Origin of the sequence: Cryobacterium sp. CAN_C2, assembly GCF_015751745.1 — a bacterium.
In the GTDB taxonomy this organism is placed as follows: Bacteria; Actinomycetota; Actinomycetes; order Actinomycetales; family Microbacteriaceae; genus Cryobacterium.
In genome coordinates this window covers 13,377-37,346 of the sequence record NZ_JADOUX010000015.1, presented here as the reverse complement: position 1 = coordinate 37,346, position 23,970 = coordinate 13,377, and the positions used below count along the sequence as shown (strand labels likewise).

Sequence of the window (23,970 nt, the reverse complement as noted above, 5' to 3'; positions counted from 1 at the left end):
CCCCACCGTCGTTGGTCGAAATCTCGACACGCTCGACCAAGGCCCGTTGGTCGAGTGTGTCGAGATCACAACCTCAGAGTGGCCTCGACGGGCTCGACCAACGCACTGTCTACGGTCGATAGAGTGGGCACATGTCTGCCCCCTACACACTCGTCCTTCTCCGCCACGGCCAAAGCACGTGGAACCAGCAGAATCTGTTCACCGGCTGGGTGGACGTTCGTCTGAGCGACCAGGGCACCACCGAAGCCGCGCGCGCCGGCGTGCTGCTCAAGGACGCCGGCCTGCTGCCCGACGTGCTGCACACCAGCCTGCTCTCCCGCGCCATCCAGACCGCGAACCTCGCGCTCGAAGAAGCCGACCGCCTGTGGATCCCGGTGAAGCGCTCCTGGCGCCTCAACGAACGCCACTATGGCGGGTTGCAAGGCCTCGACAAGGCCGCCACCCAAGCCAAGTTCGGCCAGGAACAGTTCATGCTGTGGCGCCGTTCCTACGACACCCCGCCGCCCGTTCTCGCCGACGATTCCGAGTTCTCGCAGGCGCACGACCCGCGCTACGCCGACCTCGGCCCGGACCTGCCCCGCACCGAATGCCTCAAAGACGTTGTTGAGCGGATGCTGCCCTACTGGCAGTCCGACATCGCGCCGGACCTGCGGGAGAACAAGACCGTTCTGGTCACGGCGCACGGCAACTCCCTGCGTGCACTGGTCAAGCACCTCGACGGCATCAGCAACGCCGATATCGCCGGGCTGAACATTCCCACCGGAATCCCGCTCGTCTACCAGCTCGGCGAGGACCTCATGCCGCTCGGCCCCGGCCAGTACCTTGATCCGGAGGCCGCCGCGGCCGGCGCGGCCGCCGTAGCCGCCCAGGGCAACAAGAGGTAGCCGGCCCAGTCACGAAACGGGCCCCGCGAGCGGATGCTCCGGGGCCTTTTTCGTACCCGAGATCAGATGTGGTCGTCCTGGTGCCAGGCGCCGGTGGCGAGGTACTGCACCTTCTTCGCGATCGAGACCGCGTGGTCGGCGAAACGTTCGTGGTACCGGCTGGCCAGGGTTGCGTCAACGGTGTCGGCCGCGAGACCCTTCCAGGTTTCGCCGAGAACGGCCTCGAACACGCTCAGGTGCAGGGCGTCGACCTTGTCGTCTTCGTTGCGGATCGTATCGGCGAGCTGCAGGTCCTGGTGGGTGAGCAGTTCGGTGAGCATGTTCGCGATGACCACGTCGAGCGCGCCCATTTCGGCGAACGTGCCGCGCAGCCCCTTGGGAATGACCTTGTCGGGAAAGCGGTAACGGGCCAGCTGCGCGATGTGTGTGGCAAGGTCGCCCATCCGCTCGAGGGAGGCGCTGATGCGCAGTGCGCTGACCACGATGCGCAGGTCACGGGCCACCGGCTGCTGGCGCGCGAGAATGGTGATGGCCAGTTCGTCGAGCTCGACCGAGAGTTCGTCGATCTTCTCGTCTTCGGTGATGGCCTCTTCGGCGAGGCTCACGTCACTCTTGTTGAAGGCGCGGGTGGCCTTGTCCATCGAGATCGCGACGAGGCGCGAAATGTCGACGAGTCGCTGTTGAACTTCGGCGAGTTCTTGTTGGAATACATCGCGCATGGGGTGATCCTTCCTTGCCGCGCGAACACGCACGATCGGTGTGGCCAGCCTTGGGCACCGGTTTATGATGCCGAATTCAGGTTAACGGCAGGTGCCGCCCACTTGAACACTTTCTAAAGTACAGGGCGCGGGCGGGGTCCGCTGCGAACGACGGTCAAAGACTGTCAGTAATCTGTAGGTTATGGAATCGACGTGGCTGGTGTTGCTGTCGCTGGCACTCGGACTCGGTGTCGGTGCCGGGTTCGTGTCGTTGCTGCACCTCGCCGAACGACACGGGCGGCGCGCCTCCGAGGTGGTTAACCCGGCCGTTCCCGACGGTATCGACCAGGTGCTCGACGCCCTCGAGACCGCCGGGGTTGTGCTCGACCCGTCGAACAATGTCATCAAAACCAGCCCCGGTGCCCTGACCCTCGGCCTGGTCTGGAATCAGCAGCTCGTGCACCCGGAACTGCTCGAACTCGCCCGGCGGGTGCGCCTGACCGGCGAGCCGATCTCCGAAGACCTCGTGCTCTCCCGCGGTCCGTTCGGCGACGCGAGCATGCGCTTTCGGGTGCGCCTGGCCCGGCTCGGCACCCGCTACGTGCTCCTGCTGGCCGAAGACCGCACCGAAGCGTTTCGCCTCGACGAGGTGCGCCGTGACTTCGTGGCCAACATCAGCCACGAACTCAAGACTCCCATCGCCTCCGTCGGCCTGCTCGCCGAAGCGCTCGACAAGGCGGCGGATGAGCCGGAGCAGGTTCGCCGCTTCGCCAACCGGTTAACGACGGAGTCGGCCCGACTCGGCCGCCTCACCCAGGAGATCATCGAACTGTCCCGGCTGCAGGCGCAGGACGCGCTCGCGGAACCGGAGAATCTCAGTGTTGACGACATCGTCGCCGCCGCCGTCGACCAAAGCAGGGTCGTCGCCGAAGCCGAAAGCATCACCATCGTCATCGGCAAGAAGTCCGGCGCCCAGGTCTATGGCGACGAAGCCCTGCTCACCGTCGCCGTGCACAACCTCGTCGCGAACGCGGTGAATTACTCCGCCGAGGGGTCGCGGGTCGGCGTTGGTGTGCGCCTGCAGAAGGGCATCGTCGAGATCACCGTGACAGACCAGGGGGTCGGCATTGCCGACACCGACCTGAACCGGGTGTTTGAACGGTTCTTTCGCGTTGACCAGGCCCGGTCCCGTCACACCGGCGGTACCGGCCTCGGCCTGTCCATCGTCAAACACGTCGTGCAGAACCACGGCGGCGACATTCGCGTCTGGTCGCAGCCCGGCAGCGGATCCACCTTCACCATCCGCCTACCCGAGGCGGCTGGCCCCATGATCGAACCACGCCCGACCAAACCGCGACCGGTCGCCCGTGCGGCCGCAGGAGACACACAATGACACGCATTCTCTTGGTTGAAGACGAGAGCGCCCTGAGCGAACCGTTGAGCTTCCTGCTCGAACGTGAAGGCTACGAGGTCGTCGTCGCCGAAGACGGACCGAGCGCGATCAGCAAATTCGACCAGAACGGCACCGACCTCATTCTGCTCGACCTCATGCTGCCCGGTATTCCCGGCACCGAGGTGTGCCGGGAGATTCGCACCCGCTCGACGGTGCCGATTATCATGCTCACCGCCAAGGATTCCGAGATCGACATCGTGGTCGGGCTCGAGCTCGGCGCCGACGACTACGTTACCAAGCCGTATTCCACCCGTGAACTGGTCGCCCGCATTCGCGCGGTGCTTCGTCGGCACGAAGATCAGAGCGCGACCGACATGGACACCATGCTCACGGCCGGCACGGTGCGCATGGACGTGGAACGACACGTGGTGACGGTCTCCGGCGAGATCGTGAACATGCCGTTGAAAGAGTTCGAACTGCTCGAGTTTCTGCTGCGCAACGCCGGACGGGTGCTCACCCGCGGCCAGCTCATCGACCGGGTCTGGGGCACCGACTACTTCGGCGACACGAAAACCCTCGACGTGCACATCAAACGCATCCGCTCACGCATCGAGGCGGCACCGTCCGAGCCGGTGATGCTCGTGACCGTGCGCGGCCTCGGCTACCGCTTCGAAGCCTGAACCCAGACACACATCAGGCCGCCGTCCCCGAGAGGATGGCGGCCTGAGCTGTACGCGGCGCGGGTTACGCCGAGGGCGTGGCTGTCGGGGTCGGTGTTTCTGATGGCGCCTCGGTCGGTGCGGGCGTCGGCATCAGGGTCGAATACTCGCCCTGGATACCCGAGAGAACCGGCAGCAGCAGCTCGACGCCGGTCTCTTCGCCGTACTGGAAGAACACCGGGAACAGCGAACCGGGCTGGCTGTCCATGTTCTCCAAAACCACCGAGGGGGCGCCGTCGGTGCCGAATGTCACGGTCGTGTTGCCGTCGACGGGAACTTCCCGCGACACCTTTCCGGTACTGGACTCATACTGCACGAGCAGGCTCTGCTGGGTGTCCGTCGGGTTCACGACGGAGACGACCAGGTTGGCCCGTTCGCCGTCGGTTGACAGCAGCAGGGCATTGCGAATGTGCATCTTTCCGACATCCCCGCTCACACCGTCACTCGCGTTGTACTGAATCATGGTGGCCTGCGGTGCAAAAAACCCGCACGCGCTCGTGCCCAACAGAATGCCAGCAGCCAATACAACGGATGCAGCGATGCGCGCTCTCACAAGACCTCCACTACTGAAGCAGCGTTCGACGGTGGGCCGGCGCTGCAGAATTCTCTGTGTTACTAGCTTAGCGGCGTGTGTGGGCAGGGGTTTATCGTCGGCACCCCTCGCGGGCGCGCGTACTGTAGCACCTTGCGCCTGTGGTAAGCTTTGCGCTGCTGAAGGGATCACATCCATGCTGTTTGAGGTTGGTGAAACCGTCGTATATCCCCATCACGGCGCTGCGATGATCACCGAATTGAAAACCCGCATTATCAAGGGCGAAGAGAAGCTGTACCTCAAGCTGAATGTCACCCAGGGAGATCTCACCATTGAGGTTCCTGCCGAGAACGTCGACCTCGTCGGCGTGCGCGATGTGATCGGCAAGGAAGGCCTCGAGAAGGTCTTCGAGGTGTTGCGTGCACCGTTCACCGAAGAGCCCACGAACTGGTCTCGCCGGTACAAGGCCAATCTTGAAAAACTGGCGAGCGGCGATGTCCTCAAGGTGTCCGAGGTCGTGCGCGACCTGTGGCGTCGTGACCAGGACCGTGGCTTGTCCGCCGGTGAAAAGCGCATGTTGGCCAAGGCTCGCCAGATTCTCATCAGCGAGCTGGCCCTGGCCGAAAAAACCGACGAAGAGAAGGCCTCCACCGTTCTCGACGAGGTCCTCGCTTCCTGAATTCTTCATTTGCTTCGTGGGAGGCGGCGCCGACAGGTGCCGCCTTTTGCGTGTTCGTCCCCAGCGTGCTGTTCAGCCCGAACCCAGATAGATACCCTCCAGATATGACTGTTCCCCTCGCGCTGCCGGCCGCGCACCTCCCGGGCGCCCGTGCCGAACCCGTTTCCGGTACCGCCGCCGCTGCGGCCACGGTCGCCGTCATCGTTGTCGCCGCCGGCAGCGGAACCCGCCTTGGCCACGCCGAACCCAAAGCATTCGTTCTGCTTGATATGCGCTCCCTGCTCGACCACGCCCTGGATTCCATTTTCGGCATGACTGAACCGGTGCAGACCATCGTGGTCGCCCCTAGCGATCGGGTAGCGGATGCCCGCGCCATCGCCGAACAGGCCGCCAACCGCCACGGAGCGCTCGCCTCCTCCAACTCGGTCGGGCCGGGCCCTACGGCGACACACCCCCCAGCGACCGACACTGCGTCGACCAGCACCGCCGCGGGCCTTGTCCGCACGGTCACGATCGTCGCCGGCGGACGCACCCGCCAGGACTCGGTCGACCGGGGCATGAGCGCCCTGCTGCCGAGCGTCGACATCGTGCTCGTGCACGACGCCGCCCGCGCGCTGACGCCCGCCGCCCTCTGTGACGACGTCGTCGCCGCGGTGCGCGCCACCGGCTACGGCATCATTCCGGGCCTGCCCGTGGTCGACACCATCAAGCGCGTCGCTGGCTCCGGCGCCATCCTCGGCACCGTCGACCGCTCCGAGCTCTCCGCGGTGCAGACCCCGCAGGGTTTTCCCCGAGCCATGCTCGAGGCCGCCCGCGCCTGGGCCGTGCAGAACGGACGGTTCGAGGCGCTCACCGACGATGCCGCCCTCGTCGCCGACGCCGGGCACCCGGTACGCGTCATTCCCGGCGACCCGCTCGCCTTCAAGATCACAACCCCCGAAGACCTCGAACGCGCCGACCTCATCCTGCATGCCGCCGCCGCAGCGTCGCAGCCCCCGCTCCTTCCACGCATCGGCACCGGCCTCGATGTGCACGCCTTCGCCACCGAGGACGACAAGACCGACACGTCCGAGCTCTGGCTGGCCGGCCTGTACTGGCCGGGGGAGCGCGGCCTCAGCGGACACAGCGACGGTGATGTCGCCGCGCACGCCATCTGTGACGCCCTGCTCGGCGCCGCCGGCCTCGGCGACATCGGCAGCGTCTTCGGTACGGCCGACCCGCGGTTCAGCGGCGCGCACGGCGACGTCTTTCTCACCGAAACCGTGCGTCTGGTCTACGCCGCCGGTTACCTCGTCGGCAACGTCTCGGTGCAAATCATCGGCAACCGCCCCCGGTTCACGCCGCGTCGGGCCGAAGCCGAAAGGCTACTCGCCGGCATCCTCTCGGCACCGGTCAATATTGCCGCGACCACGACCGACGCGCTCGGCTTCACCGGCCGCGGCGAGGGCGTGGCGGCGACGGCGACCGCGCTGGTCTACCCCGCCCCGCGCCCCGGGCAGCCGACCGCGCCCAGCCGCACGCCCGAGCCGGGCATGACCCCTGACCTAAACTGGGAGGTGTGACCATGCAACTGTACGACTCGAAGGCTCGGGCCTTACGTGACTTTGTCCCCCTCGTAGCGGGCCAGGTCTCGATGTACGTGTGTGGACCCACCGTGCAGTCCAGCCCGCACATCGGCCATCTGCGCAGCGCCTTGGTCTACGACCAGCTGCGCCGTTGGCTCAGCTACCGCGGCCTCAACGTCACCTTCGTGCGCAACGTCACCGACATCGATGACAAGATTCTGATCAACGCACAGGGCTCGAACGAGCAGTGGTGGGCCCTCGCCTACCGGTACGAGCTCGAGTTCACCGTCGGCTACCAGCGGCTGGGCATTCTCGCCCCCACCTACGAACCGCGCGCGACCGCGAGCATCACCGAGATGCAGGCCATGATCGCGACCCTGATCGAACGGGGCCACGCCTACACCGCCCCCGACAAGTCCGGCGACGTCTACTTCGACAGCGCGAGCTGGCCCGCCTACGGCGCCCTCACCCACCAGTCGCCCGGCAACATGGAAGCGGCGACGGATGTCTCCCCCCGCGCCAAACGCGACGTGCGCGACTTCGCCCTGTGGAAGGGGCACAAGGCGGGCGAACCCACCTCGGCCGCCTGGCCCTCGCCGTGGGGCCAAGGCCGTCCCGGCTGGCACATCGAGTGCTCGGCCATGGCCGCCCGCTACCTCGGCGACCACTTCGACATTCACGGCGGCGGCCTCGACCTGCGGTTTCCGCACCACGAGAACGAGCTCGCCCAGTCGAACGCGGCCGGCAGCGACTTCGCCAACTACTGGGTGCACAACGGCCTGGTCAACGTCAACGGGCAGAAGATGTCGAAGTCGCTTGGTAACTCGGTGTTTGCGGTCGAACTGCTCGACCAGGCCCGGGCCATCGTCGTGCGCTATTTTCTCGGAGCCGCCCACTACCGCTCGACCATCGATTACAACGATGGTTCACTGGCCGAGGCCGAAGCGGCCCTGGAACGGGTCGAAAGTTTTCTCGACCGTGCCGACCGCCGGCTTGCCGGCACCCGTTTCGCCGGGAGCGGCGTCGAGGTCGTGCCCGATGATTTCGCCGCGGCGATGGACGATGACCTCGCCGTTCCGCAGGCGCTCGGCGTGCTCCACGACACCGTCCGTGCCGGCAACGCCGCGCTGGATGCCGAAGACCTTCACGCTGCAGCATCCGCTCGCAGTGAAGTACTCGCGATGAGCGAAGTGCTGGGAATCAACCCTTTGTCGCCCGGCTGGGCCGTGGCGACGGACGAACCGGCCATGGTGGCCCTGAGTGCGTTGGTCGAGCGACTGCTCGGCGACCGCAACATCGCCAGGGAAAACCGCGACTATGCGGCCGCAGACCGAATCCGGGACGAACTCGTCGCCGCCGGAATCACCATCGAAGACACCCCGTCGGGTGCCCATTGGAGCTTTGACTGATGAAGAACTTAGACCGCAAATCGCGCACCGGAGCGGTGCGCAAGGGCAGCCGCGGAGCCCAGGTCGGCTCCGGCGGCCAGGGCCGGCAGGCGCTTGAGGGCAAAAAGCCCACCCCGAAGGCCGAAGACCGTCCGTACCACCCCGCCGGCAAGCGCAAGGCGGCCGCCGAGCGCTTCACCGCGGCCGGCGGCTTCAACTCGCGCCCCGCAGCGGATGCGACGAGCAACCGTGGCGGCGCGCGCGGCGGCCCCGCCGGAGCAGCCCGTGGCGGAACCCCGCGTGGTGGCGTCCGTGGCGCCTCCCAGGGTGCCCCCCAGCGCGGCACCGGCAACACCGGCGGCGGCGGATCCTCGACGCGCCGGGCCAAGCAGATCGACGAGCACGAGATTGTCACCGGGCGCAACTCGGTGCTCGAGGCGCTGCGCGCGAAGATTCCCGCGCTGACCCTCTACATTGCCGCGCGCATCGAAATGGATGAGCGGGTCAAGGAGGTGCTGTTGATGGCGACGAGCCGCAACATCCCCATTCTCGAGGTCATGCGCCCCGAGCTGGACCGTCTCGCCGGTCGCGACGCCGTGCACCAGGGTCTCGCGCTCAAGGTTCCCGCCTACGAGTATGCGCACCCGATGGAGCTGCTCGAACTCACCATCAGCCGCGGCCACAAGCCGCTGTTCGTGGCTCTCGATGGCATCACCGACCCGCGCAACCTGGGTGCGATCATCCGCTCGACCGCTGCGTTCGGTGGCCACGGAATCATCGTGCCGCAGCGTCGTTCGGTCGGCGTGACCGCCTCCGCCTGGAAGACCAGCGCCGGCGCCGCGGCACGCACACCCGTCGCCATGGCGAGCAACCTCACCCAGACGCTGAAGGCGCTCAAGGCGCAGGGGGTGTTTGTGCTCGGTCTCGACGGCGGCGGCGATATCTTTCTGCCCGACCTCGGCATCGGCTTCGCCGAGCGTCCGATCGTGATCGTCGTCGGCAGCGAGGGCAAGGGCCTGTCCCGCCTCGTCACCGAGACCTGCGACGCGATCGTCTCGATTCCGATCAGCGCCGCGACCGAGTCGCTCAATGCCGGAATCGCCGTCGGCGTCACCCTCTACGAGGTGGCTCGTCTCCGTGCCCAAATCAAGAAAGCCAAGCACTAGCCCCTCCCCTCTCTGTGCACCGGGCCCGGGCCCGGACAACACGAGAGGCCCGGGCCCGGACAACACGAGAGGAGGGGAGCGCTAGACCTTCTGCATCCAGTCGTCGGCGTCGCCGGGTTCAGTGGACGCGTCGTCGCCGAGCTGCGTGCGAATGGGCAGCGTGATGGTGCCGGTGAGCGGGTCGATCACGGTCGCCTCGTCGCGGCGGTACCGCAGCACATCCTGCACGTACGACGTCACCGCCTCGGCCAACGGAATATCCCGCGACTGGTTCTGCGCCATGAACCAGCGGTGATCGAGCAGCTGGTGAAACACCTGAGCCCGCTCGAGCTTGCCCCGCAGCTCCTCGGGAATCGCCCGCACCACCGGCTCGAACACCCGAACGAGCCACTCGTGCGCGACCATCTCCTCGTCGGCACCGGGGTCGCCGTAGGCGGCCCGGTAGGAGTCGAGGTCGTTCAACAGGCGCCGGGCCTGATTCTCTTCGGCGTCGAGCCCGGTCAGACGCAGCAGTCGACGCTGATGGTGCCCGGCGTCAACGACTTTCGGCTGAATCCGAACGCTCGAACCGGCGCTGTCGGTCTTGATGGCGAGTTCCTCGATGTCGAAACCGAGGTCGTTCAGGCGTTGCACGCGCTGCGTGATGCGCCAGCGCTCGGAGTTGGAGAACGATTCCGAGCCGGTGAGCTCCGTCCAGAGCAGTCGGTATGCGGCGACGATCCCGTTGCTGACCCGGATCGGGTCGAGCTCGTCGGCCACGCGGCCGCCGGCCTCCAAATCCATGAGCTCGCCAGCGATATTCACCCGGGCAATCTCGAGATCATTCTCACGTTGACCATTCGAGAGTCCGCCCGAGTACAACTGCCCCGTTTCGGCATCGACGAGATAGGCGGCGAACGCGCCGGCGTCGCGCCGAAACAGGGTATTCGAGAGCGAAACATCGCCCCAGAAGAACCCGATCATGTGCACGCGCACGAGGAGTACGGCGAGGGCATCGACCAGCCGGGTGGCGGTATCCGGTCGAAGGGCGTGCGAATACAGGGCACGGTAGGGGAGTGAGAACTTGAGGTGACGCGTGACCAGAACCGAATTGAGCGGCTCGAGGTCGGCATCCGTTCTGTTGGTGATGACGGCGACCGGCTCGACGCAGGGGATCTCGAGGTTGGCGAGTGTGCGCAGCATGTCATACTCGCGCTTGGCCATTTCGCTCGTGGTCTCCTTGATGGCGACCACCCGCCCGCTCAGGTGGGCGAACCGCACGAGGTGCCGCGAGATGCCCTTGGGCAGCGAGGCGATGTTCTCATTCGGCCAGGCGTCGAGGGGCAGCTGCCACGGCAGGTCGAGCAGGGCAGGGTCGGCCGTGGCCGAGATGATATTGAGGGAACCGCTCATTATTTGACCCTAACTTACGAAAAAACGGCTGGAAGGAGCGAACTCCCTCCAGCCGTTCCAGAACCGATCAGTCGGTGACGGCGCCGCCGAGGCGGAGGCCGCTTTCGGCGTCGAACACGTGCAGGTGGTTCGGTGTGGCCGTGAGGTACACCGTCTCGCCAGCGTTCGGGTGCGAGCGGCCATCGACGCGAGCGACGATGTCGGTGCGCTTGCCCTCGATCGTGGAGTGACCGTAGAGGTAGCCGTCGGCGCCGAGTTCTTCGACGAGGTCGACCTCAATCTGCAGGCCCTCGCCGGCTGTGGACGACATTTGGATGTCCTCCGGGCGAATACCCACGGTGACCTTCTTGCCGGTCGAGCTGGCGAGCGTCTCGCGCTGCACCGGAACGATCGCGGTGCCGAACTTAATGCCGCCGTCGACGGTGTCCGCGAGGAACAGGTTCATCGCGGGGCTGCCGATGAAGCCGGCCACGAACACGTTCTGCGGCTTCGCGTACAGGTCGCGCGGCGAACCGACCTGCTGCAGGATGCCGTCCTTCAGCACCGCAATCCGGTCACCCATGGTGAGCGCCTCGGTCTGGTCGTGGGTGACATAGACGGTCGTGACGCCGAGACGACGCTGCAAGCTGGCGATCTGCGTACGCGTCTGCACGCGCAGCTTGGCGTCGAGGTTGGAGAGCGGCTCGTCCATCAGGAACACCTGCGGCTGGCGCACGATCGCGCGGCCCATGGCGACGCGCTGCCGCTGGCCACCGGAGAGCGCCTTCGGCTTGCGGCTGAGGTACGGCTCCAGGTCGAGCAGCTTGGCGGCTTCGAGCACGCGGACGGCGCGCTCATCCTTGTTGATACCGGCGATTTTAAGCGCGAAGCCCATGTTCTCGGCGACGGTCATGTGCGGGTACAGCGCGTAGTTCTGAAAGACCATCGCGATGTCGCGGTCTTTGGGCGGAACATCGGTCACATTGCGCTCACCGATGAGAATGTCGCCATCGTTGACTTCTTCGAGGCCGGCGAGCATACGCAACGAGGTGGACTTGCCGCAGCCGGACGGGCCGACCAGAACCAGGAATTCGCCATCGGCGACCTGCAGGTCGAGCTGGTCAACAGCCGGTCGGGTGGAACCCGGGTAGAGCCGGGTTGCTTTGTCAAAGGTCACGGAAGCCATGATTATTACTCCTTCACCGGCAGGAACGTGCCGGACGATCCGTTGTGAATAGTATTTGTTCGCCGCGTGTCGACCGAAGTCAGCACGCATACATCTCATTATTACACGACGGATGCCGCGGCTCAGATTTTCGAGGTCGGCTCCCCGTTTGGTCGTTTCCCAGTCAGGGCATCTACTATTCGACAGGTGCGTCCAAGCGCGCCCCTACTTCTCGAAAGCGATCCTCTATGACTATTGGCGGACCAAGCGACAGCAGTCCCTCAAAGAACCGCCGGCGTGACGCCGCCCGGGTGAAGGCGAAACAGCTTCGGGTCAGTCAGAAGAAGAAGGACCGCCGCAACAGGGTCTTTCTGCAGGGCGGCATCGGCATCGCCGCAATCGCCATCGTCGTGCTGGTCGCCGTCATCATCGTGAATTCGATCAAACCGGCCGGTCCCGGCCCCAAAAACATGGCCAGTGACGGTGCGCTGATCGGCGAGGGCATGGTCACGGCCCTGACTCCCGCGTTGGATCCCGATGCCAAGCCCCGGCCGTCCAAACCGGATCCCACCGGCGCCGTCGCGAACATTCGCATCTACGTCGACTATCTGTGCCCGCTCTGCGGCGACTTCGAAGGCGCCAATACCGAGCAGATCGCCCAGTGGGTCGACTCCGGCGCGGCGACCGTCGAAATTCACCCGGTGGCGATTCTCACGAGCAAATCCGCTGGCACCAGGTACTCCCTGCGGGCGGCGAACGCGGCAGCCTGCGTCGCCAACTACTCGCCCGACGATTTCTTCGCCTTCAGCTCCGCGCTGTTCGTCGACCAGCCGAAAGAAACCTCGCCCGGCCGCAGCAACGCGGAGCTCAAGGCCGTCGCCAAGGGTTCGGGCGTGAGCACGGCGGTGTCCAGCATCAATTCCTGCATCGACGACGGCACCTACGAGTCGTGGGTCAAGTCGGCGACCGATCGCTCGCTCGACGGCCCCATCCCCAACTCCTCGATGAAGTCCATCATCGGAACCCCCACCATCCTGGTCAATGGCAAGCCGTACACCGGCTCACTCAAGGACCCGAAGGAATTCGCGTCCTTCGTGCAGCAGGCCCTTGGCGAGACCTACTCCACCTCGACGCCGACGCCCACCCCGACGCCGGGCGGGTAGCTTTAGCCGTTCGTTCCGTCAAGCGGATGCGCCGGCGCGCGCCGCGCGCATCCGCTTCGGCGGTGCCCGTGGCGGCGCTGAAATCATTTAGGATGGTTCCTTGAGGCCCATGCCTCATGCCGGCCTGGCGCAATTGGTAGCGCACCACTCTTGTAAAGTGGGGGTTACGGGTTCAAGTCCCGTGGCCGGCCCTGTGACCCCCTGCTCCCGACTGGGATGCCGGGGTCTTCTAGCGCAGCTCGGCGCCGGCACCTCCGAGAGGAAACACGCATGAGCCTGATCCGGCTGAACGACGTCAGCATTCGCTTTGAGAACACGCAGATTCTGCGCGAAGCGTTCTTTCGCCTCGAACCCGGTGACCGGGTCGGCCTGATCGGCAAGAACGGCTCCGGCAAGTCCACCATTCTCAAGCTGATCCTCGACCAGGTCTCGCCCGACACCGGCGAGGTCACCCTCGAGGAGGGCGTCACCGTGGGCTATTTCTCCCAGTTCTCCGAGCTCAATGGCGAGCAGACCATCACCGAGGTGCTCGACGAACTGTTCGTGGCCGTGAAAGCGGCCGAGGCCGAACTCGCCGGGATCGACGCGGCGATCGCCCTCGATTCCTCGGCCAGCGCCGAACTCGACCGGCTGATCACCCGCCAGGGCGAGCTGTTCGAGGAGATGGACCGCCTGGACGGCTGGGACTACAAGCGCCACATCGACACCGCGCTGACCACCCTCGGGTTCAACGAGGCGCACCGCGTCTGCGCCATCGACGAGCTTTCCGGCGGCTGGCGCAACCGTGCCGCCCTGGCCAAGATCGTGCTCGAAGCCCCCGACGTGCTGCTGCTCGACGAGCCCACGAACTACCTCGACGTGGCCGGTGTTGAGTGGCTCGAAGCCTGGTTCAAGAGCTTCAAGGGTGCCGCCATCGTTGTCTCGCACGACCGCAAATTTCTCGACGCCGTCGTCACCCGCATCATCGAGGTCGAGAACTTTCACCTGCACGAATACCCCGGCAACTTCGGCGAGTACATCGTGCAGAAGCAGTTTCGACTCAAAACCCTCGAGGCCCAGTTCGTCCACGAATCCGAGCTGCTCGCCTTTGAGGCCGAGGGCATCTCCGACCGCCGCGAAGCCGCCAAAGCGAAGAGCCGCCAGCTCGACAACCAGCTCGCGCACATCAAGAAGTCGCGCACGCCGCGCCCGGTCGACCAGATCATCACCGAGATCTACGGCAATCTGCACGTCAAAGACGTACTCTGCCGGGTGGACGGCCTCGCCAAGAGCTACGGCAACAAGCTGTTGTTCGAGAACCTCAGCTTTGAGGTGCACCGTGGCAACCGCATCGTCGTGCTCGGCAGTAACGGCAGCGGCAAAACCACCCTGCTGCGCGTACTCACCGGCGAGGAAACGGCCGACCACGGCGACGTCGCCTGGGCCAGCGGCGCCGGCGTCGTCTCGTACAACCAGATTCTCGCCGAACTCGACGAGAGCGATACGGTCAGTCATGCCGTCAACGCCATGCCCGGCAGCCTGGCCCTCACCGCGACGAAGAAGTCGGTCAACCGCTTTCTGACCATGTTCCAGTTCAGCGAGGCCGACCTCAAGCAGAAGATCGGCACCCTCTCGGGCGGGCAGCGCGCCCGCGTCGCCATGGCCCAGTGCCTGCTCTCCGGTGCCTCGGTGCTGCTGCTCGACGAACCGACCAACCACCTCGACATGTCGAGCACCCAGGTGATGGAACGCGCCCTCGTGCACTTTCCCGGCGCCGTCGTGGTCGTCAGCCACGACCGGTTCTTCACCGACAAGATCGCCAATCGCCACCTCGTCTTCGGCAGTGACGGCGCCGCTCCCGGCGAGATCGAGGTGCGCGCAGCCTAGCCCGCCCGCTGCGCCGGCCTCCGTTTCACGTTCCGGGCCCGGGCCCGGAACGTGGGCCCGGATTAGATCATGGGGCCATCATGGAACCAGTGCCCGGAGGTGGGCCCGCGGCGAGATCGGCCCTGTGTGGCCGCCCTCGTCTCGCCCTCCGGCCTCCGTCTCGTAGTATTGCCACGTGACCCAGACGCGCGCACAAACCCGAATGGATGCCTCGGCCGCGCCCGCAGCATCCGCTGTGCCGGTCTGGCTTGCACTCGTCTTCTCGGTGCTGATCGGTGCGCTGTACGCCGTGCAATCCCGGGTGAACGGCGAACTCGGGCATCAAATCGGCAACGGATTCACCGCCGCCGTCATCTCCTTCGGTACCGGCCTGGTCATTCTCAGCCTCGGCCTCATCGTGTTCCGCCGCGGACGCCGCGGCCTACAACTCGTCGCGCGCGCGGTCTCGGCGAAAAGCCTGTCGTGGTGGCACCTGTTCGGTGGCCTGGCCGGTGCCCTCTTCGTGCTGTCGCAGGGCCTCGTCGCCGCGCCGCTGGGCATTGCCCTGTTCACCGTCGCCGTCGTGGCCGGCCAGACCGTGAGCGGCGTGCTCATGGACCGCTTCGGCATCGGCCCGGGTGGTCGGCGTCCGCTGCACGCGTCCAAGATCGTCGGCGCCCTGCTCGCCCTGGTCGCCGTCGGGTTCACGGTGAGCGGCGAATTGCACGGCAGCGGTGCGCTCTGGTTGCTCGCGCTACCGCTGATCGCCGGCATCGGCCAGGGCTGGCAGCAGGCCGTCAACGGTCAGGTGCGGGTCACCGCGCAGAGCGCCCTCACGGCGACCTTTCTGAACTTTCTCCCCGGCACCATCGCCCTCGTGCTCGCCGCGGTCGTGAACGGCCTGGTGGTCGGATTTGCGCTCGATTTGCCGGCCAACCCGTGGCTCTACACCGGCGGACTGATCGGCTGCATCTTCATCGCCGGGGCCGCTCTCGTCGTGCGCACCACCGGGGTGCTCATGCTCGGCCTGTGCATCGTGGCTGGCCAGCTGGTCTGCGCCCTCGCGCTGGATCTGCTCGCACCGTCGGCCGGGCATCCGCTCGGCGTGACGACGATTGCCGGCACCGCGCTCGCCCTCGTGGCCGTGGTCATCGCCGCCGTGCGGTGGCGTCGCCCCGGCCACGTCGGCTAACCGTCGAGATACGCTGGTCGTTGTTCGTTGGTCGAGCTTGTCGAGACCATAATCCGTGCACGATATGGTCTCGACAAGCTCGACCAACGGGTTTTGCCTCGACCAACGGGGCTAAAGCACGGTGAGAAACTCCTCGGGGTTGATCGACATCCGCACGCCCGGCTTCGATCCCGCCGGAACACCACCGACATAGAGCCAGCCGAGCAGCTCTTCGTTGGCCTCAAGGCAATGCAGCGCCCGCACCGGAGCGGTGCGCACAAACGGTCCGGTGCGCCACATCGCGCCCCAGCCGGAGTCATTGAGCAGCAGCGTGAGCAGGTGCGCAACACCCGCCGCCGCAGCATCCTGCTCCCAGCCGGCCACTTTGTCGCTCACGCGCCGCGCCGCGACGACCGCAATCAGCAGCGGAGCTCGCAGCGGCTTGCCCGCCAGCTTGATCGCGTCGCTACCTTCACACGTGGATGCCGCCACAAACGCCTCTCCCAGCCGCTCGCGGGCCTCGCCGCGCAACTCGAGCAGCCGCCACGGCCGCAACGCGCCGTGATCGGGCACCCGCGCCGCCGCCACCACGAGAGGCAGTAGCTCCGCCCGGGTGGGCGCGAGCGCCGTCACCTTGGAGTGCGAGCGCCGCCGCTGCACCGCGGCCAGGACGGGTCTGAGCACGGTGGTCGAGCTGGTCGAGCTGGTCGAGACCATGTCGTTGACGGCGTTTGTGGTCTCGACAAGCTCGACCAATGGGTTCGGCTCGACCAGCGGATAAGACTCGACGAGCGGGTCTGGCTCGACCATCTACTCGGCGGGCGTGAAGTTGAGCGAGATCGAGTTCATGCAGTAGCGATCGCCGGTCGGGGTGCCAAATCCGTCGGGAAAAACGTGCCCCAGGTGCGAGCCGCAGTTCGCGCAGCGCACCTCGGTGCGCACGCTGCCGAGCGAGCGGTCTTCGAGCAGTTCGACTGCTTCGGGCCGCACCGATTCGTAGAAGCTTGGCCAGCCGCAACCGGAATCAAACTTGGTGCCACTCTTGAACAGTTCGGCGTTGCAGGCACCGCAGGTATAAATGCCGGCCCGACCCTCGTCGAGCAGTTCGCCGGTTCCGGGGCGTTCGGTGCCAGCCTCGCGCAGCACCGCGAACTTCTCCGGGCCCAGTTCGGAGCGCCACTCGCTGTTTGACTTCTTGATTGCGTAGTCCATGGTGGATATCCCTTCGTTCCGGCTGGCCGTAGAGGCCGGACAGCGTCTACCCAGCCTAAACTCGTGCGGCCACACGCGCATTCCGGGCGCGGCCGTTTTGCAGCGTTTGCACGGCACCCCATCGGTTGCCCATCGACGACGAGACGGCCGCCACACGCTCGCTCGACTGCGCCGTTCCGGGCGTGCCGGAGGCAACATCCAGCCGCCCACAAATAGGATGAGCCCGGCGGACGAACCGTCGAAACTGTCCTGGGGGAGAGATGCAAGCAATGAGTGAGAGAACACCGACCCCAGAACCACCCACCTCTGCGCTGCCCTCCGCCAGCACCCCGGTTCCGAGGCAGCTGAGCGAGCGTGACGAAGCCGTGCTCGCGTTTGAACGGCAATGGTGGAGGCACGTGGGCGCCAAAGAAGAGGCCATCCGCGCCACCTTCGGCCTGTCGGCCGCCCGGTACTATCAAGTATTGGGGGCACTGGTTGATTCACCGCTGGCGCTGGCCTTTGACCCGATGCTCGTGAAACGACTGCAGCGGATGCGTTCCGTGCGATCCGAGGCACGCGCCAGTCGTTCGCTGCCCACGCACGACTAGCACCCACCCGCTTTCCGCCAGCACACCGGCCGCGGCTTCCGCTCGATTCCAGCCCGGCCGGCCAACCTAGGATCCAACCACTATGGCGCGAGAATTTGAGAAAGACCGTTTCGACACCCACACGCACGCCCTCGACCGGGTGGGCGCCCACCGCGCCCCGGGCCGGAAGGGCCGCGGCTGGATCGGATTCTGGTGGGCGCTCGGCGCCACCGTGCTTTTGATCGTCGTGGGCGTCGTGGGCATCTTTGCAATCAACAATCGCCTCGACTTCTCCAACATTCCCGGGCTACCCTCCGCCAGCGCGGCCCCGACCCCCACCGAGACCGTTATCCCCAGCGCCGAAGCGACCGTGGACCCGGCGCTGACCGTGAACGTGCTGAACGGATCCGCGAATGGCGGTGTCGCAGCATCCGTCAGTGACACGCTCACCGCTGCCGGCTGGGTGGTCAGCGCCGTGGGCAACGCGAGCGCCGACACCGAACCGACCACCGTGATCTACTACGTCGATGCGAGCCAGGAAGGTGCCGCCCAAGGTATCGCCGCATCGCTGCCGGGCTCGAAGATTGTGCTCTCCACCAGCTTCGTCGATTCAGGCGCAGCCCTGACTGTCGTCGTTGGCAACGATTACGTTATTCCGGCCGGCTGATCCGAAGCCAACACTAATAATTAGTGGGCACGCTCTGATTCGTCAAGCCCCTTTTCTTCCGCTGTGACTCCAGTATTATCTGGTCTTGGTCACACATTTTGTTCGGGCAATACCCGCCCGGATCAAGAACGCTCGCCCAAGGTAACTTGCAACAGAAGACTTGCTCTCGGGGATTTGCTGCTCGCACACAATGAACGCAGTCTCTGCGGCAGGGCCCGGAACAGCCAATGGGCCGTTGCCGTCGAAATTGAGCAAGGAGTACCACATGGCGAACGGAACCGTTAAATGGTTTAACGCTGAAAAGGGTTTTGGCTTCATCACTGTCGACGGGGGAGGCCAGGACGTCTTCGTCCACTACTCCGCCATTGACATGAGCGGTTACAAGGTTCTCGAAGAAGGCCAGCAGGTCGTTTTCGAGGTCGGTGCCGGAGCGAAGGGCCCGCAGGCTGAATCGGTTCGACCGGCCTGACCCAGACCGCCAACGGGGTCTGTCCCCCACCTAACGCCGCCCGCTGCAACGGGCGGCGTTAGTGTTTACCGGTGACCATGAAAAAGACAGCCCGCACCGCTAAACCGATGCAGACCGCGCGTCTGCTCGCCCTCCTCGTGCCGGCACTGTTGCTGAGCGGATGCACCGGCAGCACTCCGGCGCCTTCCGCCACGCCGGGCGACCCCGCCTGGACCTCGACGTACGTCGCCCCCGCCGCCACGGAGATCGCACCGCTGACCGGGATTACCGTCGCAGCCGAGTCGTCGGTTCACCCGTCACTCGCGGCCAAGGTCGACAACCATGTTGCGGCCCGTCCGCAGGTCGCGATCGATCGCACCGACCTTGTGTTCGAAGAACTGGTCGAGGGCGGCATCACCCGTTACGTCGCGGTGTGGCAGTCCAGCATCCCCGACCAGGTCGGCCCGGTGCGATCGATTCGCCCGATGGACCCCGACATCATCGCTCCCTTCGGCGGCCTCGTGGCTTTTTCGGGCGGGCAGCAACGTTTCGTCGACGCGATGAACGCGACCGGCCAGATCAGTGCCATCTTCGACTACGACAGGACCGGCCTGTTCTCCCGCTCGAAAGCCACTGCGGCCCCGCACAATGTCATCCTCGCCGCCGCGGAATTCGTCAACCGCAACGCGGCCGTCGCCCCGCCCGTGCAGCAGTACGCCTATGCGCCCGCGCCCGCCGGGGCATCCGCTTTCGTGGACGGCACCCCGATTTCAGTGATCAACACCCGATTCTCGACCTCGAGTGCCCGCAGCTGGACCTGGAACGCCGAAGCCGTCGCCTACCTGCGTGCCCAGGACGGCGCACCCGACCTCAGTGCCGACGGCGCCCAGCTGAGAGCCACCAACGTCGTCGTGCTGCGAGTGAACGTCACCGTCGACCAGAGCATCCCCAAGACCGAGCTCATCGCCTCGGGCGAAGCGTCGATCTCGACCGGTGGAAAGACCCTCGCGGCCACCTGGAGCAAAGACTCCCAGACCGCACCGATCCGCCTCGTCGATGCCAACGGAGTGACAATTCGGCTGGCACCGGGCAATACCTGGTTTCAGCTCGTGCCCAACGGAACCGGCTCGGCTGACCTCGTTCCCTGACCGTCGGCCACGAGCCGCACGCCAGCCCCGTTGCTCGCTTGCACTCTCGACCCCAGAGTGCCAGAATCGTCTTAGCACTCTCGTCATCTGAGTGCTAACCCCATCATCGTTTGGAACGTCCGGGAGGGACGAGTTACACATATGGCAAAAATCATTGCATTCAATGAAGAGGCCCGTCGTGGGCTTGAGCGCGGCCTGAACATTCTCGCCGACACCGTCAAGGTCACCCTCGGCCCGCGCGGCCGCAACGTCGTTCTGGAGAAGAAGTGGGGCGCCCCCACGATCACCAACGACGGTGTGTCCATCGCCAAGGAGATCGAGCTCGACGACCCGTACGAGAAGATCGGTGCGGAACTCGTCAAAGAGGTCGCCAAGAAGACGGATGACGTTGCCGGCGACGGTACGACCACCGCAACCGTCCTCGCCCAGGCGCTGGTTCGCGAAGGCCTGCGTAACGTCGCAGCCGGCGCCGACCCGATCAGCCTGAAGCGCGGCATCGAGAAGGCCACGGCTGCTGTTATCGCCGAGCTCATCGCGAACGCCAAAGAGGTTGAGACCAAGGAAGAGATCGCGGCCACCGCGTCCATCTCCGCCGGCGACACCGAAATCGGCGCGATCATCGCCGAGGCCATCGACAAGGTCGGCAAGGAAGGTGTCGTCACCGTTGAGGAGTCGAACACCTTCGGCACCGAGCTTGAGCTCACCGAGGGCATGCGCTTCGACAAGGGCTTCCTGTCGGCGTACTTCGTCACCGACCCCGACCGTCAGGAAGCGGTCTTCGAAGACCCCTACATCCTGATCGTCAACTCCAAGGTCTCCAACATCAAGGACCTGCTCCCCATCGTGGACAAGGTCATCCAGACCGGCAAGCAGCTCCTCATCATCGCGGAAGACGTCGACGGCGAGGCCCTGGCCACGCTCGTTGTGAACAAGATCCGTGGCATCTTCAAGTCCGTCGCCGTCAAGGCTCCGGGCTTCGGCGACCGTCGCAAGGCTCAGCTGCAGGACATCGCCATCCTCACCGGTGGACAGGTCATCTCGGAAGAGGTCGGCCTCAAGCTCGAGAACGTGACCCTCGACCTGCTTGGTAACGCCCGCAAGGTCGTCATCACCAAGGACGAGACCACGATCGTTGAGGGTGCCGGCGACGTCGAAGCCATCGCCGGTCGGGTCTCGCAGATCCGTGCCGAGATCGAGAACACCGACAGCGACTACGACCGCGAGAAGCTCCAGGAGCGCCTCGCCAAGCTTGCTGGCGGCGTTGCTGTCATCAAGGCCGGAGCCGCTACGGAGGTTGAGCTCAAGGAGCGCAAGCACCGCATCGAAGACGCCGTGCGTAACGCCAAGGCTGCCGTCGAAGAGGGCATCGTCGCCGGTGGTGGCGTTGCACTCATCCAGGCTGGCAAGACCGCGTTCGAGAAGCTCGAACTGGTCGGCGACGAGGCAACGGGCGCGAACATCGTGCGCGTCGCCATCGACGCTCCGCTCAAGCAGATCGCGCTCAACGCGGGCCTCGAGCCCGGCGTTGTCGCCGACAAGGTGCGCAACCTGCCCGTCGGATGGGGCCTCAACGCCGCCACCGGCGAGTACGTTGACATGCTCGCTGCCGGCATCAATGACCCGGTGAAGGTCACCCGCTCCGCGCTGCTCAACGCCGCGTCGATTGCCGGACTGTTCCTCACCACCGAGGCCGTCGTTGCTGACAAGCCCGAGAAGAACTCGGCTCCGGCCGGCGACCCCTCGGGTGGCATGGACTTCTAAGTCCCCGCCAGATACCATCTGCACCACAGAAGTGGGCGTCTCCCCCGGGGGGCGCCCACTTTTTTGCGTCCCCGCAGCCGACCTGTGAGCGTGACGGCATGTTTTGCGAAGAACGGTCGATACGCACGGGTCGGCGCCTGATCTGGTGCCCGCCGTCAAAACGGATGCCCCGTGCGCGACTGGGCCCGCCCTACCGCGCGAACAGACGCGTGTTGGCTTGCTCAGTCTCGGCGTACTGCTGCCCAGCCATGCTCAACGCCTGGTTGAGCAGGGTCAGACTCTCCTCCAGCTGCTGGTGCATGGTGCGCCATTCGGCGAATGTCCCTTGAAAAGCGGCGGAGGCCTGGCCGGTCCAGAAGCCTTCGAGGCTCGTGAGCTGGGCGTTGAGATCGCCGACATCTGCCTGCACCCGCGCGATGGTGCCGCGGGCGACGCTCGCGGTGTTCTGCACCGCATCGCTATCGACCTGGAAGCTCGTCATAGTGTGCCCTTCTCCTGCATAACAGTGTGGTTGGTGACTGTGAGCGTAGAAGATGGGCGGTCGGCATCCGCTCGACGGGCGCGCATCTGTGAGCGGATGCTGTCAACCACGGCCTGTGCAGGACCCGCCGCTGCCCGGTGCGGCGGTGGCGGTCGCCGGAGAACGGCCGCGAGGTTCGGCTGCGGGAGCGACGGGCGTGGGTCTAGGGAATGACGGGCTGGGCGTGCTGCGGCGCGCTCGGCGTGCCGGCAAGGGGGAGGGAGACTCGGAAGGTTGCGCCGCCGCCCGGGGTGTCGACGACATCGACGGAGCCGTTGTGGCTCGCGATGATTGCGGCGACGATGGCGAGTCCGAGGCCGCTGCCACCGGTTTCGCGGGCACGGGACGAGTCGGCTCGCCAGAAGCGCTGAAAAATCTTCTCCCGAATCTGCGGCGCGATGCCCTCGCCGTGGTCGATCACGGCGATCGATGCCCGCTGGGTACGTGGGTCGACCATGATTTCGAGTTCGATCGGGCTGTCCGAGGCGGTGAAGCGCATGGCATTGCCCATCAGGTTGGTGATGACCTGGCGAATCTTGTTCTCCTCGGCCATGACGATCGGCGGCAGTTGCGGCTCGATCGGTAGCACGGTGACCTCGGCGTCGGGCAGCACGGCGGCTCCCCGGCGGGGCTTGCGGGTGCGCAGCCGGGCCAGGGTGGCGCCCGCGAAGGCGATGGCCCCGGTCGGTGTGCCGGTTCCCGACGGCCGGGTGATCGCGCCCGTGGTCATGCTCTCCGACGCGTCGTTCTCGTGCGGCAGAATTTCACCGGAGTCGTCGTCAAGATGCAGGTCGCGGTCCAGACCTGCATCGAGCGGCCCGATAACCGGCGGGGGAGTGAGCACGGTGACCTGGCGGCCCGGGGAACTCGCCATGGCGTCGAGGGCGGCGTCGCGAGCGAGCGGAACGAGGTCGACCGGGGTCAGGGCCAGTGGCTTGGTCTCGTCGAGACGGGCCAGTTCGAGCAGGTCTTCGACCAGCCCGCCCATGCGAATGGCCTCTTTTTCGATGCGTTCCATGGCCTGCGCGACATCGTCGGGGGTCTGCAGCGCGCCCATGCGGTAGAGCTCGGCGTAGCCGCGCACCGAGACGAGGGGCGTGCGCAATTCGTGGCTCGCATCGCCGACGAAACGGCGCATCTGGTCGATGGTGCGGGCGCGGTCTTTGAAGGCTCGGTCGATGCGGCTGAGCATGATGTTGAGCGAACGGTTGAGGCGACCGACCTCGGTGTTGGGGGTGGCACCACCGAGGCGTTGGCTGAAGTCCCCGTCGGCGATGGCGGCGGCGGTCTGTTCCGCCTCGCGCAGCGGTACGAACGTTGTCGTGACGAGTACCCGGGTGAGCATGGCCCCGATCAAGACGACCCCGGCGCCGAAGCCCAGAAAGATCGTGAGATAGGTGGCCATGGTGTTCTCGGTCGGCCGTAATGACACGGCCATCACGAGGGTGCCGTAGGTGCCGGTCGGGCTGATCACCACGGGAACCATGATCGCGTGAAACTCGGTGTCGTGGGCAGCATCCCACAGCGTCTGGATCTGCCCGTCGAGCTGCGACACCCGCTTCAGGTCGAGCGGCATGCCCACGACCGGCAGTTCGGAGTGGTCGCGTTCCTGCCAGGTGCGCGTGATCAGGTCGCCGTCCTGGTCGTACAAGGCTACGAAGTAGTCCGAGGCGACTCCCTCGGTGTCACCCTGCGAGAACACGCTCGACGAATAGCCGCTGAGCGCGGTCTGCGTGTCGACCTGGAGCCGCGTGTCGACCTGGGTCACCACGTACTGCTTGAGCATGGCCATGGTGCCGATACCCGAAACGAGCAGGCCGAGCGTGAGCATCAGCACCGTGACACCGGTGATCTTGGAACGGAGGGAGATGCTGCTCCACCGCCTGGACAGGGTTTCGTGCATGGG

Annotated in this window: 23 protein-coding genes and 1 tRNA gene; 16 read left to right on the top strand and 8 right to left on the bottom strand. The window is 65.8% G+C overall.

The features are described from left to right. Positions 1-131 precede the first annotated feature (131 nt). Positions 132-884 carry a phosphoglyceromutase gene (locus IWX77_RS12315; protein ID WP_196844804.1) on the top strand — a complete coding sequence of 251 codons (753 nt, stop codon included), beginning with the start codon at positions 132-134 and terminating at the stop codon, positions 882-884. Between the two features lie 62 nt (positions 885-946). On the opposite strand, the gene phoU is transcribed toward IWX77_RS12315, so the two are convergent. After that, positions 947-1,603 (bottom strand): phosphate signaling complex protein PhoU, encoded by a 657-nt coding sequence (phoU, locus tag IWX77_RS12310; RefSeq protein ID WP_196844803.1) that lies wholly within the window; start codon positions 1,601-1,603, stop codon positions 947-949. A gap of 181 nt (positions 1,604-1,784) precedes the next feature. Here phoU and IWX77_RS12305 point away from each other — a divergent pair, with 181 nt between their 5' ends. Further along, positions 1,785-2,975: a sensor histidine kinase gene (locus tag IWX77_RS12305; protein WP_196844802.1), complete on the top strand. Its 1,191-nt coding sequence runs from the start codon at positions 1,785-1,787 to the stop codon at positions 2,973-2,975. Then, complete coding sequence (locus IWX77_RS12300; RefSeq protein ID WP_196844801.1) at positions 2,972-3,655, top strand: response regulator transcription factor; 684 nt, start codon at positions 2,972-2,974, stop codon at positions 3,653-3,655. Before IWX77_RS12305 ends, IWX77_RS12300 begins: the two co-directional genes overlap by 4 nt. 64 nt (positions 3,656-3,719) lie before the next feature. On the opposite strand, the gene IWX77_RS12295 is transcribed toward IWX77_RS12300, so the two are convergent. Continuing rightward, entirely contained in the window at positions 3,720-4,247 is a 528-nt protein-coding gene (locus tag IWX77_RS12295; protein ID WP_196844800.1) for a hypothetical protein, read from the bottom strand. 175 nt (positions 4,248-4,422) lie between these two features. Here IWX77_RS12295 and IWX77_RS12290 point away from each other — a divergent pair, with 175 nt between their 5' ends. The 4 genes from IWX77_RS12290 to rlmB all read left to right on the top strand — a co-directional run bounded on the left by IWX77_RS12290 (position 4,423) and on the right by rlmB (position 9,024). Beyond that, positions 4,423-4,905: a CarD family transcriptional regulator gene (locus IWX77_RS12290; RefSeq protein ID WP_196844799.1), complete on the top strand. Its 483-nt coding sequence runs from the start codon at positions 4,423-4,425 to the stop codon at positions 4,903-4,905. Between the two features lie 104 nt (positions 4,906-5,009). Continuing rightward, positions 5,010-6,467, top strand: a complete 1,458-nt coding sequence (ispF, locus tag IWX77_RS12285) for a 2-C-methyl-D-erythritol 2,4-cyclodiphosphate synthase (RefSeq protein ID WP_196844798.1) — start codon at positions 5,010-5,012, stop codon at positions 6,465-6,467. Further along, positions 6,464-7,879: a cysteine--tRNA ligase gene (gene cysS / locus IWX77_RS12280; protein WP_196844797.1), complete on the top strand. Its 1,416-nt coding sequence runs from the start codon at positions 6,464-6,466 to the stop codon at positions 7,877-7,879. Before ispF ends, cysS begins: the two co-directional genes overlap by 4 nt. Next, a complete protein-coding gene (rlmB, locus tag IWX77_RS12275) occupies positions 7,879-9,024 on the top strand; it encodes a 23S rRNA (guanosine(2251)-2'-O)-methyltransferase RlmB (protein WP_196844796.1) in 1,146 nt (381 codons plus the stop codon). The genes cysS and rlmB overlap by 1 nt, the downstream gene beginning before the upstream one ends. Positions 9,025-9,105: 81 nt before the next feature. Here rlmB and IWX77_RS12270 read toward each other — a convergent pair whose 3' ends face one another. Then, positions 9,106-10,416 (bottom strand): DUF4032 domain-containing protein, encoded by a 1,311-nt coding sequence (locus tag IWX77_RS12270; RefSeq protein ID WP_196844795.1) that lies wholly within the window; start codon positions 10,414-10,416, stop codon positions 9,106-9,108. 67 nt (positions 10,417-10,483) lie between these two features. After that, entirely contained in the window at positions 10,484-11,581 is a 1,098-nt protein-coding gene (locus IWX77_RS12265; protein WP_196844794.1) for an ABC transporter ATP-binding protein, read from the bottom strand. A 290-nt stretch (positions 11,582-11,871) separates the two neighbouring features. Between IWX77_RS12265 and IWX77_RS12260 the strand changes: the two genes are divergently transcribed. The 4 genes from IWX77_RS12260 to IWX77_RS12245 all read left to right on the top strand — a co-directional run bounded on the left by IWX77_RS12260 (position 11,872) and on the right by IWX77_RS12245 (position 15,760). Next, positions 11,872-12,723, top strand: a complete 852-nt coding sequence (locus IWX77_RS12260) for a DsbA family protein (RefSeq protein ID WP_327012185.1) — start codon at positions 11,872-11,874, stop codon at positions 12,721-12,723. Positions 12,724-12,841: 118 nt separating this feature from the next. Then, a tRNA-Thr gene (locus IWX77_RS12255) sits at positions 12,842-12,914 on the top strand. Positions 12,915-12,993: 79 nt separating this feature from the next. Beyond that, positions 12,994-14,589, top strand: coding sequence for an ABC-F family ATP-binding cassette domain-containing protein (locus IWX77_RS12250; protein ID WP_196844792.1), 1,596 nt, complete (start codon positions 12,994-12,996; stop codon positions 14,587-14,589). Between the two features lie 175 nt (positions 14,590-14,764). Further along, positions 14,765-15,760: a DMT family transporter gene (locus IWX77_RS12245; protein ID WP_297413126.1), complete on the top strand. Its 996-nt coding sequence runs from the start codon at positions 14,765-14,767 to the stop codon at positions 15,758-15,760. Positions 15,761-15,871: 111 nt separating this feature from the next. Here the strand turns inward: IWX77_RS12245 and IWX77_RS12240 are convergent, their stop codons facing one another. After that, positions 15,872-16,549 (bottom strand): nitroreductase family protein, encoded by a 678-nt coding sequence (locus tag IWX77_RS12240; RefSeq protein ID WP_327012184.1) that lies wholly within the window; start codon positions 16,547-16,549, stop codon positions 15,872-15,874. Beyond that, on the bottom strand, positions 16,550-16,951 hold the full coding sequence (gene msrB / locus IWX77_RS12235) for a peptide-methionine (R)-S-oxide reductase MsrB (RefSeq protein ID WP_196844791.1): 402 nt from the start codon (positions 16,949-16,951) through the stop codon (positions 16,550-16,552). Positions 16,952-17,220: 269 nt separating this feature from the next. Between msrB and IWX77_RS12230 the strand changes: the two genes are divergently transcribed. The 5 genes from IWX77_RS12230 (at position 17,221) to groL (ending at position 21,544) form a co-directional block, all read left to right on the top strand. Further along, positions 17,221-17,541, top strand: coding sequence for a DUF3263 domain-containing protein (locus IWX77_RS12230; protein WP_196844790.1), 321 nt, complete (start codon positions 17,221-17,223; stop codon positions 17,539-17,541). Between the two features lie 82 nt (positions 17,542-17,623). Next, positions 17,624-18,187 carry a LytR C-terminal domain-containing protein gene (locus IWX77_RS12225; RefSeq protein WP_196844789.1) on the top strand — a complete coding sequence of 188 codons (564 nt, stop codon included), beginning with the start codon at positions 17,624-17,626 and terminating at the stop codon, positions 18,185-18,187. A 265-nt stretch (positions 18,188-18,452) separates the two neighbouring features. Beyond that, the gene (locus IWX77_RS12220; protein WP_035834941.1) at positions 18,453-18,656 is read left to right on the top strand and encodes a cold-shock protein; all 204 of its coding nucleotides are present in this window, start codon (positions 18,453-18,455) and stop codon (positions 18,654-18,656) included. Positions 18,657-18,733: 77 nt separating this feature from the next. Next, on the top strand, positions 18,734-19,783 hold the full coding sequence (locus IWX77_RS12215) for a DUF3048 domain-containing protein (RefSeq protein ID WP_297413156.1): 1,050 nt from the start codon (positions 18,734-18,736) through the stop codon (positions 19,781-19,783). Between the two features lie 141 nt (positions 19,784-19,924). Then, positions 19,925-21,544 carry a chaperonin GroEL gene (groL, locus tag IWX77_RS12210; protein ID WP_196844787.1) on the top strand — a complete coding sequence of 540 codons (1,620 nt, stop codon included), beginning with the start codon at positions 19,925-19,927 and terminating at the stop codon, positions 21,542-21,544. Between the two features lie 190 nt (positions 21,545-21,734). Here groL and IWX77_RS12205 read toward each other — a convergent pair whose 3' ends face one another. Further along, entirely contained in the window at positions 21,735-22,025 is a 291-nt protein-coding gene (locus tag IWX77_RS12205) for a WXG100 family type VII secretion target (RefSeq protein WP_196844786.1), read from the bottom strand. 202 nt (positions 22,026-22,227) lie between these two features. Further along, entirely contained in the window at positions 22,228-23,967 is a 1,740-nt protein-coding gene (locus IWX77_RS12200) for a sensor histidine kinase (RefSeq protein ID WP_196844785.1), read from the bottom strand. Between the last annotated feature and the right edge of the window lie 3 nt (positions 23,968-23,970).

Excerpts from the sequence above, each read along its gene's own strand:
- IWX77_RS12315 (WP_196844804.1), top strand. The coding sequence starts at position 132 with ATGTCTGCCCCCTACACACTCGTCCTTCTCCGCCACGGCCAAAGCACG.
- phoU (WP_196844803.1), bottom strand. The coding sequence starts at position 1,603 with ATGCGCGATGTATTCCAACAAGAACTCGCCGAAGTTCAACAGCGACTC.
- IWX77_RS12305 (WP_196844802.1), top strand. The coding sequence starts at position 1,785 with ATGGAATCGACGTGGCTGGTGTTGCTGTCGCTGGCACTCGGACTCGGT.
- IWX77_RS12300 (WP_196844801.1), top strand. The coding sequence starts at position 2,972 with ATGACACGCATTCTCTTGGTTGAAGACGAGAGCGCCCTGAGCGAACCG.
- IWX77_RS12290 (WP_196844799.1), top strand. The coding sequence starts at position 4,423 with ATGCTGTTTGAGGTTGGTGAAACCGTCGTATATCCCCATCACGGCGCT.
- ispF (WP_196844798.1), top strand. The coding sequence starts at position 5,010 with ATGACTGTTCCCCTCGCGCTGCCGGCCGCGCACCTCCCGGGCGCCCGT.
- rlmB (WP_196844796.1), top strand. The coding sequence starts at position 7,879 with ATGAAGAACTTAGACCGCAAATCGCGCACCGGAGCGGTGCGCAAGGGC.
- IWX77_RS12270 (WP_196844795.1), bottom strand. The coding sequence starts at position 10,416 with ATGAGCGGTTCCCTCAATATCATCTCGGCCACGGCCGACCCTGCCCTG.
- IWX77_RS12265 (WP_196844794.1), bottom strand. The coding sequence starts at position 11,581 with ATGGCTTCCGTGACCTTTGACAAAGCAACCCGGCTCTACCCGGGTTCC.
- IWX77_RS12250 (WP_196844792.1), top strand. The coding sequence starts at position 12,994 with ATGAGCCTGATCCGGCTGAACGACGTCAGCATTCGCTTTGAGAACACG.
- IWX77_RS12240 (WP_327012184.1), bottom strand. The coding sequence starts at position 16,549 with ATGGTCGAGCCAGACCCGCTCGTCGAGTCTTATCCGCTGGTCGAGCCG.
- msrB (WP_196844791.1), bottom strand. The coding sequence starts at position 16,951 with ATGGACTACGCAATCAAGAAGTCAAACAGCGAGTGGCGCTCCGAACTG.
- IWX77_RS12230 (WP_196844790.1), top strand. The coding sequence starts at position 17,221 with ATGAGTGAGAGAACACCGACCCCAGAACCACCCACCTCTGCGCTGCCC.
- IWX77_RS12225 (WP_196844789.1), top strand. The coding sequence starts at position 17,624 with ATGGCGCGAGAATTTGAGAAAGACCGTTTCGACACCCACACGCACGCC.
- IWX77_RS12220 (WP_035834941.1), top strand. The coding sequence starts at position 18,453 with ATGGCGAACGGAACCGTTAAATGGTTTAACGCTGAAAAGGGTTTTGGC.
- IWX77_RS12215 (WP_297413156.1), top strand. The coding sequence starts at position 18,734 with ATGAAAAAGACAGCCCGCACCGCTAAACCGATGCAGACCGCGCGTCTG.
- groL (WP_196844787.1), top strand. The coding sequence starts at position 19,925 with ATGGCAAAAATCATTGCATTCAATGAAGAGGCCCGTCGTGGGCTTGAG.
- IWX77_RS12205 (WP_196844786.1), bottom strand. The coding sequence starts at position 22,025 with ATGACGAGCTTCCAGGTCGATAGCGATGCGGTGCAGAACACCGCGAGC.
- IWX77_RS12200 (WP_196844785.1), bottom strand. The coding sequence starts at position 23,967 with ATGCACGAAACCCTGTCCAGGCGGTGGAGCAGCATCTCCCTCCGTTCC.